Here is an 11,993-nt window from a genome sequence, read left to right on the forward strand (position 1 = left end):
ACTAAAACCTTGTTGCAATTGCTATCTTAGTATTTATTTACTTGCTTCACCTATTATGAAAATCGCCTTCTTCAGTACCCAGTCTTATGATAAAAAATTCTTTGATGAAGTCAATGTCCATTATGGGTACGAACCGCTCTACCTGGAGGCTTCCTTAAATGCTACAACCTATATCTTAGCTGAAGGTTGTGATGCCGTCTGTATTTTTGTAAACGATAAGGCCGACGCGGAGACCTTAAGAAATTTGGCCAAACTTGGAATCCACAATATTGTACTTCGGTGTGCGGGATTTAATCAGGTTGATCTGGAAGAAGCCACCAGATTAAATATGAAGGTGCTTCGTGTGCCCGCTTATTCACCTGAATCTGTTGCAGAACATGCTGTAGCTATGATTTTAACACTCAACAGGAAAACCCACAAAGCCTATAACCGGATCAGGGAAGGAAACTTTTCCCTTGAACGCCTAACCGGTTTTAACCTTTATGGAAAAACAGTTGGAATTATTGGGTTAGGCAAGATTGGTCTGGCATTTGGGAAAATCATGGAAGGATTTGGCTGCAAGGTAATTGCCTTTGATCCCTACGAAAAAAATGTTCCTTCACATATCCGGTTAACAGATACGGATACACTCTTCCAGGAAAGTGACATCATTTCTATACATTGTCCTTTAACACCACAAACCAAGCACTTATTGAATAAAGAAAGCTTCGCCAAAATGAAAGACGGCGTGATGCTGATCAATACAAGCCGTGGGGCAGTGATTTGTACTGCTGATGCAATTGACGCTTTAAAAACAGGGAAATTAGGATACCTGGGCATAGATGTTTATGAACAGGAAGAAAAGCTGTTTTTCAGAGACCTTTCCGAAAGTGTGATTGCTGACGATCAAATCCTGAGGCTAATGAGCTTTCCTAATGTACTCATTACGGCGCATCAGGCCTTTTTAACCGTAGAAGCGTTAACTGAAATTGCCGAAACCACATTGACCAATATAAAAAGTATTGAGGAAGGAAAAAGCAGTGCAAACAGCGTGCTGCCTGTCAACTCTTAAAATCAAGTACTTTGCTAAAGCAGATTTTCAACCAGGGGGTATAATCCTCCGGGTTGATTTTAATTTCTCTAGCAAGATCTTCCAGGTTTAAATAACGGAAAGAGGCTACTTCTGAAGGATTTGGTATAGGTAGTTCATCGCTCGCCCCAAAAAACACATGGTCATACTCATGCTCGGTAAGTGCATTGCTAAAATCGGCTTTGTACAGAAAACTAAATCCATAATTTAGCGCACAACTCATACCCATTTCTTCCATCAGCCTTCTGTGAGCCGCATGAATTGTTTCTTCGCCTGGTCTTGGATGGCTGCAGCAGGTATTTGTCCATTTTCCCCCTGAATGGTATTTATCCAGGGCACGTTGTTGTAAGAGTAATTCTCCACTACTGTTAAAAATAAAGATAGAAAAGGCCCGGTGCAGCAAACCCAACTGGTGCGCCTCCATTTTTTCCATAGTACCGGTTTGCTGATCATTTTGATCGACAAGGATGACTTCTTCTAACATGAAGGACAAAGATAGGAGAATAAGCTAATTTCTCTTGATAACAACCATTAAAACATTAATACAAACGGAAAGCAGTCGGGGTCAAATCTGCCTGCTTTCTGAAAAAATTATTAAAATGAGAAGGTTCTTCGAAACCCAGGCAATAACTGATCTCTGAAATATTCCAGTTGGTGTGTTTCAGCAAAGCCTTTGCTTCACTAACAATCCTTTCCGTGATATGGCCTGTGGTAGTCTTACCTGTGGTTTCTTTGATTGCCCTGTTCAAGTGATTGACATGGACTGAAAGTTGGTCTGCAAAATCTTTAGCAGAACGCATGGCCAGGCGTTGCCCCGGAGATTCTATAGGGAACTGACGATCCAAAAGCTCATTAAATACAGCGGTGATCCTGGAGTTGGCGTCATTATGCTGGTGCAAAGTCTCCGAAGGTTCAATCTTTAATGCATAATGCACCATTTCAGTAACATAGTTACGGATCAGATCATTCTTGAAGCGGTAATCAGAATCAATCTCTTCCAGCATTTTTTCAAAGATCTGGCTCACATGCTGATCTTGCTGCTCATTTAAAACATAAGAAGGCTTGCCACCAGGGGCAAACATAGGCAGGTCGCGGATACTGCCCCGAATGTTCTCTGTGAAAAAGGCTTCTTTGAAAATGCAGAAATAACCACTTTTCTGTTCTGAAAGAATTTCAACGGTATAAGGTACACGCGGGTTAAAAAACATCAATGCTGTTCCAGACACACGAATGCTTTTGTCTGCGTAATGATAAATGGTTTCTCCACGATGCAGGCTGAACTTATAAAAATCTCTTCGTGCATACACTGGCGGACTGACTTTTTTATGAAAACAATCTTCTACCCTGAACACATTGAAGTGTCCGGTGTCCTTTTGCAGGTTAGCTGGAACCAGGTTAAACTTATTCCTGTAAAAATCTTCTAAACTCTCTGGTTTTGGCATAATGTTCTTTTCTATATTAAATTTACAAAAATAAATTAAACAGGAACACTGGTTTCAATCGCCGTAGATACAGTAAGCGCTTTCCATTGTTCCAGTTCTTCTATTACGGCATCAATCTTCGTATAAGCTAGATTATAGGCGTCTTCTCCAAGAAACAAGTGAAGAGGTGGATTCTCTTCTGTTGCCACACGTATCATCGCCTGGGCAGCCTTTACAGGATCGCCAGCCTGATTGCCATGGATGTCATTTTGATGTGCGTCCTGCAAGTCTCTTACTTGTTTGTAAGCTGTGATTGGGTTTTTTGGTACCTGAAGCGATTCGGAAGAAAGGAAATCTGTTCTGAAATAACCTGGTGCCACAATGGTCACATCAATACCAAAGGGTTTAACCTCAGCAGCAAGAGATTCCGATAAGCCCTCTATGGCAAATTTAGTTCCACAATAGATTCCGAATCCCGGGAAATTTCCGTTAAAACCTCCAATGGAAGACAAGTTAAAAATATGCCCGGATCTTTGTTCCCGTAGATAAGGCATTGCCCTTCTGATTACGTTTAAAGTTCCAAACACATTGACCTCAAAATTTTCACGCGCCTCCCAGTCACTGAGTTCTTCTACCGTTCCAACCAGACCATAGCCTGCATTGTTGACCACTACATCCAGCTGGCCAAAGTGGGTAAAGGTATTTTCTACCGCCGCCGCAACGCTGGCCTCTGTTTTCAAATCCATCGCCAATGGGAGAAATTGTTCGCTTTTAGATCCTATAGCCTCCAGCAGATCATTGCGGTTTCTGGAAGTTGCTGCAACGAGGTAACCAGCTTCCAGTAATTGTTTTACTAAGGTTAGTCCCAAGCCTTTTGAGGCACCGGTGACCAGCCAAACTTTTCTTGTCTTCATAGTTTAATATCTTTTGATAGATCAAAATTACACAGGGCGAAGTCCTTGTTCTGTACGCTAATCAAACTAATGCTTGCAAAATTCAAACAATTACCAGGGTACAATATGTTTAAGAGTTATAGTTTAGAGGTATTGAAATGGATAAGACAGAAAATTCCCATATTCCAATGATCGGGGCAGAAGTATTTATTGAACCCGGACAAAGCCCGGAGGAGATCGATTTATGGTTTCAGCAACTTCAGAAAAATGGGATGAAGATCACCCGGATCAGAATGTTCGAAAGCTATATGCATAAAGCAGATGGCAGCTGGGATTTTAGTTTATTTGACACAGCCTTCAGGGCAGGTGAGAAATATGATATAAAGATCTATGCCAATCTATTTCCAGCAACAGATTTTACCGACGTTGGAGGATTTAAGTTTCCTAAGAGCGAAGCCAACCTGGAGGAAATTTCCAGTTACATCCAGCATCTGGTGCCTCATTTCAAGCAATTTACTTCTTTATATGGATGGGTGCCAATTAACGAACCCGGTTCCGGTGTACTCCCAGAAGATGAGCATAGTCTGAAAAGTTTTGAAGACTGGAAAGCCAGAGAAGTCAAAGAATTGTACAATAGCCAGGGCTTTACGACACTTGATTTTAGAAAGGAAAAGTTCCTGCTTTATTATAACACCTGGTTTCTGAACTGGCTCACGCAGGAGATCCATTTGTACGATCCGGATGCCCTAATTCATGTCAACAATCACGCGATCTTTCAGCATGCGGCAGAATATAACTTCCCGCAATGGAGAAGTTTTTTGAGCAGTCTTGGAGGTTCAGCGCATGCGAGCTGGCATTTTGGTTATTTTAGCCGTCACAAGTATGCTGTCGCCATGTCTGCCAATTCAGAAATGCTGCGTTCAGGTGCAGGACCTCTTCCCTGGCTGATGACTGAACTGCAGGGGGGAAATAACATCTACAGTGCTTTTAATCCACTTTGCCCTACACCCGAAGAAATTGCTCAGTGGCTGTGGATTACTATAGGTTCAGGCAGTAAGGGTTCTATATTCTGGTGCCTTAATCCCAGACGTTCCGGATTCGAAGCGGGAGAATGGGCAATGTTGAATTATTTAAATGAACCATCCTATCGGATGAGGGCTGCTTCGGAGGTGATCAAGGTGATCAATGAGCATGCTGATTTTTTTTCTGAAGCCAGTGTAGCTGAATCAGGAATCCATATCCTCTATACCAGGGAATCAATGTGGATAGAACAGGCGTTACAGGTGAAAAGCGACGTTGCTGAGCCTGGACGTGATATAGGAGGTGTGATGAAATCTGCCCTGGCCTGGTTTGAGGCCATCACTGAAATGGGCGTATCTCCCTGTTTTAATGAAATTGGAGAATTTGACTTTTTACGCGAGGATTATGCCGGTGAGGCAATTATTCTGGCTCACCAGATCAGTATTCCGTCCAGGTACTGGAATGCATTGGAAAGCTTTGTGGAAAAAGGTGGCCATCTTATTGCCGAAGGACTAACGGCTTACTACGATGAAAATGCTTTTACCCTGATGGGTAAAGACTTTCCATTTCAAAAGCTGTTTGGCGGGGTAATTAAAGAATTCATCTTAAAAGACCGGCTTTTTGAATTAGAGATTGAAAACCATACGCATATGGCGCACTTGTGGTACGGTATCATACATCCAGTTACCGGACAAGCTATTGCCATGAATGAAGAAGAAGTCCTGGCTCTGAGGAACACTTTTGGGCAAGGAAAGGTACTTTGGATACCCTCCCTGATCGGGCTGGGCTCAAGAATTACCGATGATTACCATTCCCTGGTGTCGTTGCTGAACAGGGAGCTCGGGCATATTCTGGATCAACAGTTTTTTCGCTTTAGCAAGCAACAAGCCGGCTTACTAATGAAAACTTTACAACATGGAAAAGACTATCTGAGCATACTGATCAATAAATCTCAGGAAAGTCAGGAGATTAGTATCCAGGGCCTGGAAAACCTTAGGCCGGTTCTATGGTATGCCAATAAAAAAGGAACTGTGGTTTCTAAAGAGCAGATCCAGATCAACCGAGAAGAAACGCTACTTATAAGGTGGGTGTCATACTCAGATTAAAATGTTTTAATGTCGGTTAGAATACGTAAAAACCGATTTATCTTTGAAAAAAGAAGGTTATGAACATTTTATTAATAGAGGACGAACCTAAAGTTGCCGCCTTTATAAAAAAGGGCTTAGAGGAACAACTGAATAACGTTTCTGTGGCCTATGATGGAAGTGTGGGCTGTAAAATGGCATTGGAAAATGATTATGACTTAATTATTCTGGACGTTGTTTTACCGCATATTAATGGAATGGAAGTTTGTAAACTGGTACGGCAGCTCAAAAAGGAAGTGCCTATTTTAATGCTTTCTGCCTTAGATACGGTTAATGACAAAGTCCAGGGCTTGGAAAACGGAGCCGACGATTATTTAACCAAACCTTTTCATTTTGAAGAATTACTAGCCCGGATTAAAGCCCTGAACAGAAGAAAAGATCTGGTTTTACCCGGAACAATTTACCAGGTAAATGATCTGGAAATGGACTGTTATAAAAAAACAGTTTCTAGAAAAGGGAAGATCATCCTGCTGTCTGCCAAAGAATTCACCTTGCTGGAGGTCCTGATGGCCAATAAAAACCGTGTTCTATCCCGTATTTATATTGCTGAAGCTGTATGGGGAATTTCTTTTAACAGAGGGACCAATCTCATTGATGTATATATTAATTACCTGCGATCCAAAGTAGACAAAGGCTATGAAAAACAATTGATCCATACGGTGATCGGAATGGGTTACATTATCAAAGATCAATAAAAAAAATCCGCGACATGAAATTCAAGAACTCTTTATCTCTGCAATTCACCTTCATGTTTGCATTTTTAATGCTGGTGGTTTTAAGTGGCATTTATGTGATCGTAGAGCACAATCGTTCTGTCTCTTTTTACAATAAACTTGATGAACGAGCCATTATCGCAGCGCAATTCTATTTCGCTGAAGACAACCTCTCCATCAAAATGTTCGATCAGGTGACCAAGAAGTTTCCTCAGTCTTTATCCCGGGAATCCATCAGTATTTATGACGATCAATTTGAACCCAAATTCATGCCAGAAGATTCTATAAGATGGAAATTGTCTTTTTTAAAGCAGATCGTAAGAAAGAAGACTATACATTTTGTTTCTGGCGACCGGCAGGTGGCAGGACTTTATTATCCAGATAATTCCGGAAATTTTATAGTTGTCGTTTCCGCTGTCGATGAACCGGGTTTTTACGATATGCACCAACTCAGACTGATCATGTCTGCCTTTTTTGTAGCTTCTCTTTTTATCACTTTTTTTATCGGGCGGATATTTGCCAATATTTCCCAGCGCCCCATCGTGAATATGACTGGTAATTTAAAGAGGATCCGGGCATCCAATCTTCATATGAGGCTGCCTTTGAGAAGGGCGAAATCTGACGATGTTGACCATTTGTCTCTCACCATAAACCAGCTTCTGGAACATCTGGAGCAGTCTTTTGAAAGTCAGAAATCCTTTGTAGCCAATGCCTCACATGAACTCCGGACTCCGATTACTTCTATTTTGGGAGAGGCAGAGATCACCTTAATGAAGCAACGTGAGCCCGAAGAATATCAAAAAGCACTGATAGAAATTGTAACCAGTGTGGAACGGCTGAACCACATCATTAATAGTTTGATGGAGCTAATGCAGACCAATCTCGATCATAAGGATTTTCAGAACATTCGGGTCAGTGAACTGATGTGGGAAATTGCAGATGAATTATCTGTAAAAAGAACATTGGAACATATTCCGGTAAATTACATAATTCCATCCGGTCTTGCCGATATTGAACTGACTGGAAACCGGCGCTTGCTGTTCATTGCGATTAGTAATATATTGAAAAATGCAGTTAAGTTTTCAGAAGGAAAGATGGTAACCTGCGAAGTGACTTATTTTAACCATGGTATCCTGATTACAGTTACTGATAAGGGAATTGGGATCAGCGAAGCAGACCTTCATAAAATTCTGCAACCCTTTTACCGCTCGGCAAATGCCTTGAAATACCCCGGATATGGAATAGGATTGTCATTGACCAATAATATTGTCCGCTTACATAACGGAACATTAAAGATCAGATCAAAATTGGAAGAAGGAACCAGGGTTACACTCTTTTTTCCTACCCAGTAGAACTTCTGATCGGGTTAACATTAAAGAATTCTAATCAACTTCTAATCCCTCTCTAAGCCTAAACTAAAGCCCTATTAATACCGGTCATGTAGCTTTGTTTGCAAAATAACAAAGATATGTACCTTAAAATAGTTCGTGTACTTTTGGTCTCCATGATTCCGTTGCTGATCACCTGTAACCGTGTTCATGCACAAGGAGGGGGCAGAGAAACATTGTCCCTCAGCATTCAGGAAGCTGAAGCACTTTTCCTTAAAAATAACTTAAGCCTGCTTGCCGGACAATATGCCATAGACAATGCGAAGGCCCAGATCATCACTGCAAAATTATTTGACAACCCACAGTTCAGTATCGAGAACATTCTGTATAATCCGCAAAGCAAGAAGTTTTTTGATATGAGCCATGATGGCGGACAGTTTGGCGGGAGCATTAGTCAATTGTTCCAAACTGCAGGGAAACGCAATAAGAACATCAGGCTGGCAAAAATTAGCGTCCAGGAGGCTGAATATAATTTCTTTGATCTGCTTAGAACCTTAAGATATACGTTGCGAAGTGATTTTTATAAAATCTATTTCCAGGAACAATCTGCATCCGTTTACTCTGCTGAGATTAACTCACTGTCCAAAACCTTAAATGTTTTTCGCCAGCAATACATCAAAGGAAACATTGCAGAAAAAGAAGTGCTGAGGATTCAGTCTCAACTGTATTCTCTTCAGGCCGAGCTTAATGATCTGAAGGATGCCATTGATGATGTGCAAAGTGAATTTAAACTCCTGATCCGGTCCAACCCTAAATCCGATGTAAAACCAAAGATTTCTTTTAACCTTGATGGTAAAGATGTTCTGGAGCAAGTTCCATATCAAAAACTCCTGGATTCTGCTACGGCCAACCGTTACGATCTGAAAGCTGCCCATTCTGCCCTGGAATACAGTAATCTGTACCTGAAGCTGCAAAAAGCAATGGCCGTTCCAGATGTGAATCTTTCCCTTACCTATGATAAACAAGGCAGTTTTGTCAGGAACTATAATGGTTTAGGCATTAGCATACCAATTCCACTGTTTAACCGAAATCAGGGGAATATCAGGCAGGCAAAAATTGCCATTGAAAGTAGTAAAGTTGGCCTGCAGCAACAGCAAGATCAAATAGAAAGTGACCTGGATAATGCCTATCAGGGCGCACTCCGTCTGGAAGTTTTGTACAACAGTTTTGATCCTAAGTTTAAAACTGATTTTAACCACCTGATCGAAGAGGTATCCAAAAACTATGAAAAAAGAAACATCAGCTTGCTGGAATTTCTTGATTTCTATGATTCCTATAAAACAAATACCATTCAGCTCAATAACCTTCAACTCAACAGGATCAATTCTCTGGAGCAGTTAAATTTCGTTACCGGTACCCCAATTTTTAACAAATAATTATTTATGTTATGTCTAACAGATCAACAATAACAGCGACTGTAGTCGCTTTAAGTATTTTCATCTTAAGCATCCTTCAAAGCTGTACAAAAAAAGAGAAACCACCTGCAGAGGCAGACAACAAATTCCGGATTACAGAAAAATTGCTCAATGACCTGGTGCTGGATACCGTTCAGGAAAACAGCGCAGTTTCAGAAATCGGCTTGACAGGAGTGGTAGCACCCGATGAGAATAAAATGGTTAAGATCTTTCCACTGGTGAGTGGAATTACCCAGGATGTTCATGTTCAGCTTGGCGATGTGGTACAAAAGGGACAAACCCTGGCCTCCATGCGCAGTGTAGAGATTGCAGGCTTTACAAAAGATCTGATTGCTTCTCAGGCAGACCTGAGAAATACCAAACGGATCCTGCAATCTACTCAGGATCTTTACCAAAGTGGTTTGGCCTCAGAGAAAGATCTGGAACAAGCCAGATCAGATTACGAAAAAGCAGCAGCAGAAAGTAAAAGGGCAGGTTCAGTCATGTCTATCAACAAAAGCAATGGAAGAGGATATGAAATTAAGACCCCGATAAGCGGTTACATTGTAGAGAAAAACCTGACAGACAATATGCAGGTAAGAGCAGACAATAGTCAGAATTTATTCACTATTGCCGACCTCTCCACCGTCTTTGTACTGGTCAATATTTATGAATCGGATATATCGAAGGTACAGACCGGATATCCGGTTAAAATTACAACACTGTCCTATCCGGATAAAATTTTCACAGGTAAAATAGATAAGGTATACAGCATGATCGACCCGGACAACAAGGTGATGCGGGCCCGGGTAAAAATAGACAATCCTGGAAATCTGTTGAAACCACAGATGTTTGCAAAGGTGAGTATCAGTGCCAGTTCAGGGGCGGAAATGCCTGCCGTACCCTTACGTGTACTGATCTTTGACAATGACCGCAATTATGTACTGGTGAGAGACGGAAAGGAACACGTCAGAATACAGCCCGTTACCGTAGCCAAACAGGTAGAAGACAAAGCATACATCAGTAGTGGGCTTAAAGCAGGCGATCAGCTGATCGCTTCCCGCCAGCTCTTTTTATATGAGTCTTTGAAAAACTAGAAGGTCATTTAATCTATAAAATTCACAAACATGAATAAAGTAATAAAAAATGTACTGGACTTTTCCCTTAAGAACAAGTTCTTTATATTCTTCATGACCTTCCTGCTGCTCGTTGCAGGTTATATTAGTTTTAAAAAAATAAGTATTGATGCCTTTCCAGATGTAACGAATACTTCAGTGACAATCATTTCCCAATGGCCGGGCAGGAGTGCTGAAGAGGTGGAAAAATTTGTTACCAGGCCGCTAGAGATTGCCATGAACCCAACGGAAAAAAAGAGCTCCATTCGTTCTTCTTCGTTGTTTGGTTTATCGGTGGTTAAAGTCACTTTCGATGATGATGTTGATAATGCATTCGCGAGGATGCAGATCAACAATCACATTGCCGATGCTGACCTGCCTGATGGTGTAAAACCGGACATACAGCCTCCATATGGACCCACAGGAGAGATTTTTCGCTATACCTTAACCAGTAATAAAAAATCGGTTAAAGAATTGAAGACCCTTGAGGAGTGGGTGGTAGAAAGAGAGATTCGTTCTGTTCCCGGCGTGGCCGATGTGAATAGTTTTGGAGGGCAAACCAAAGCCTATCAGATCACCATAGATCCTCAGAAAGCCGTTCAATATGGTGTTACCCCTCTGGAAATGTTTGATGCGGTTTCTAAAAGCAATGTCAATGTAGGCGGAGATGTCATTCAGCAAAGTGGTCAGGCCTATGTTGTGCGCGGAATAGGTTTATTGAACAATATCGATGAGATCAAAAATATCATCGTTGACAATATTAAAGGGACTCCAGTTTACGTCAAGAACGTCGCAGAAGTTACAGAATCCAGTTTGCCAGCACTTGGCCAGGTAGGAAGAGACAAAGATCCTGATGTGGTTGAAGGTATTGTAGTGATGCGTAAGGGGGAAAATCCAAGTGAGGTGATCAAGAATTTGAAAGTAAAGATCGAAGAACTCAATTCCAGCATCCTTCCCGATGATGTGAAGATCAATACTTTCTATGACCGGGAAGACCTGGTGGATTTTGCTACACATACGGTGATGCACAATATGCTGGAAGGGATCATTTTTGTGACCCTGATTGTTTTCCTTTTTATGGCCGACTGGCGAACAACAGTTATCGTAGCAGTGGTGATACCCCTTGCCCTTTTGTTTGCCTTCATCTGTCTAAAACTGAAGGGAATGTCGGCGAATTTGCTGTCTATGGGGGCGATAGATTTTGGGATTATTATAGATGGGGCAGTGGTGATGATGGAAGGAATCTTTGTGGTGCTGGATCACCGGGCTCAAAAGGTTGGTATGGATCGGTTCAATAAGCTGAGCAAACTGGGCATGATTAAAGAAGCCTGCCTGGTCAATGGAAAAGGAATCTTTTTTGCCAAGCTGATCATTATTACGGGGCTATTGCCCATCTTCAGCTTTGAAAAAGTAGAAGGTAAAATGTTCTCTCCGCTAGCCTGGACCTTGGGCTTCGCCTTGCTGGGGGCACTCCTTCTTACCTTTACCCTGGTGCCTGTAATGGCTAGTGTTTTATTGAAAAAGAATGTACGGGAAAAACATAACTTTTTTGTAGCCTGGCTTACCCGCAATTCCATGAAGCTCTTCGGGCTGTGCTTTAAGAACAGGAAAATTGCCTTTCCAATAGCAATCCTGGTGTTGATGGTTGGATTATTCTGCTTCCGTTTTCTGGGAACAGAGTTCCTGCCACAGTTAAATGAGGGATCTATTTATGTCAGAGCAACAGGACCTTTAAGCACTTCACTCGATGAGTCTGTGAAACTGGCTAATGATATGCGTAAAATCTTCCTGAGTTTTGAAGAAGTAAAGCAAGTCATTTCCCAAACCGGAAGACC

At 41.6% G+C, this 11,993-nt stretch carries 10 protein-coding genes; 7 read left to right on the top strand and 3 right to left on the bottom strand.

Annotated elements, in window-relative coordinates; genetic code table 11:
* The coding region (locus VNZ46_RS05045) for a 2-hydroxyacid dehydrogenase (protein ID WP_325559037.1) at positions 1 to 1,051 on the top strand (1,051 nt) is incomplete at its 5' end.
* Here VNZ46_RS05045 and idi read toward each other — a convergent pair.
* Genes idi through VNZ46_RS05060 form a run of 3 tightly spaced genes read right to left on the bottom strand, consistent with a single transcriptional unit; the run spans position 1,041 to position 3,404 of the window.
* Positions 1,041 to 1,553, bottom strand: a complete 513-nt coding sequence (gene idi / locus VNZ46_RS05050) for an isopentenyl-diphosphate Delta-isomerase (protein WP_325559038.1) — start codon at positions 1,551 to 1,553, stop codon at positions 1,041 to 1,043. The genes VNZ46_RS05045 and idi overlap by 11 nt on opposite strands.
* 55 nt (positions 1,554 to 1,608) lie before the next feature.
* On the bottom strand, positions 1,609 to 2,511 hold the full coding sequence (locus VNZ46_RS05055) for a helix-turn-helix domain-containing protein (RefSeq protein ID WP_325559039.1): 903 nt from the start codon (positions 2,509 to 2,511) through the stop codon (positions 1,609 to 1,611).
* Positions 2,512 to 2,546: 35 nt separating this feature from the next.
* Complete coding sequence (locus tag VNZ46_RS05060; protein ID WP_325559040.1) at positions 2,547 to 3,404, bottom strand: oxidoreductase; 858 nt, start codon at positions 3,402 to 3,404, stop codon at positions 2,547 to 2,549.
* Positions 3,405 to 3,541: 137 nt separating this feature from the next.
* Here VNZ46_RS05060 and VNZ46_RS05065 point away from each other — a divergent pair, with 137 nt between their 5' ends.
* From VNZ46_RS05065 to VNZ46_RS05090, 6 genes are all read left to right on the top strand, one after another.
* A complete protein-coding gene (locus tag VNZ46_RS05065; protein WP_325559041.1) occupies positions 3,542 to 5,509 on the top strand; it encodes a beta-galactosidase trimerization domain-containing protein in 1,968 nt (655 codons plus the stop codon).
* Between the two features lie 59 nt (positions 5,510 to 5,568).
* On the top strand, positions 5,569 to 6,243 hold the full coding sequence (locus VNZ46_RS05070; protein ID WP_325559042.1) for a response regulator transcription factor: 675 nt from the start codon (positions 5,569 to 5,571) through the stop codon (positions 6,241 to 6,243).
* A 14-nt stretch (positions 6,244 to 6,257) separates the two neighbouring features.
* Positions 6,258 to 7,613, top strand: a complete 1,356-nt coding sequence (locus VNZ46_RS05075) for a HAMP domain-containing sensor histidine kinase (protein ID WP_325559043.1) — start codon at positions 6,258 to 6,260, stop codon at positions 7,611 to 7,613.
* Positions 7,614 to 7,729: 116 nt separating this feature from the next.
* The gene (locus VNZ46_RS05080) at positions 7,730 to 9,025 is read left to right on the top strand and encodes a TolC family protein (RefSeq protein WP_325559044.1); all 1,296 of its coding nucleotides are present in this window, start codon (positions 7,730 to 7,732) and stop codon (positions 9,023 to 9,025) included.
* Between the two features lie 11 nt (positions 9,026 to 9,036).
* Entirely contained in the window at positions 9,037 to 10,140 is a 1,104-nt protein-coding gene (locus tag VNZ46_RS05085; RefSeq protein WP_325559045.1) for an efflux RND transporter periplasmic adaptor subunit, read from the top strand.
* A 30-nt stretch (positions 10,141 to 10,170) separates the two neighbouring features.
* Positions 10,171 to 11,993, top strand: a 1,823-nt coding sequence (locus tag VNZ46_RS05090) for an efflux RND transporter permease subunit (RefSeq protein ID WP_325559046.1), incomplete at its 3' end; no start/stop codon positions are given.

Source organism: Pedobacter sp., assembly GCF_035566355.1.
In the GTDB taxonomy this organism is placed as follows: domain Bacteria; phylum Bacteroidota; class Bacteroidia; order Sphingobacteriales; family Sphingobacteriaceae; genus Pedobacter.

Excerpts from the sequence above, each read along its gene's own strand:
- idi (WP_325559038.1), bottom strand. The coding sequence starts at position 1,553 with ATGTTAGAAGAAGTCATCCTTGTCGATCAAAATGATCAGCAAACCGGT.
- VNZ46_RS05055 (WP_325559039.1), bottom strand. The coding sequence starts at position 2,511 with ATGCCAAAACCAGAGAGTTTAGAAGATTTTTACAGGAATAAGTTTAAC.
- VNZ46_RS05060 (WP_325559040.1), bottom strand. The coding sequence starts at position 3,404 with ATGAAGACAAGAAAAGTTTGGCTGGTCACCGGTGCCTCAAAAGGCTTG.
- VNZ46_RS05065 (WP_325559041.1), top strand. The coding sequence starts at position 3,542 with ATGGATAAGACAGAAAATTCCCATATTCCAATGATCGGGGCAGAAGTA.
- VNZ46_RS05070 (WP_325559042.1), top strand. The coding sequence starts at position 5,569 with ATGAACATTTTATTAATAGAGGACGAACCTAAAGTTGCCGCCTTTATA.
- VNZ46_RS05075 (WP_325559043.1), top strand. The coding sequence starts at position 6,258 with ATGAAATTCAAGAACTCTTTATCTCTGCAATTCACCTTCATGTTTGCA.
- VNZ46_RS05080 (WP_325559044.1), top strand. The coding sequence starts at position 7,730 with ATGTACCTTAAAATAGTTCGTGTACTTTTGGTCTCCATGATTCCGTTG.
- VNZ46_RS05085 (WP_325559045.1), top strand. The coding sequence starts at position 9,037 with ATGTCTAACAGATCAACAATAACAGCGACTGTAGTCGCTTTAAGTATT.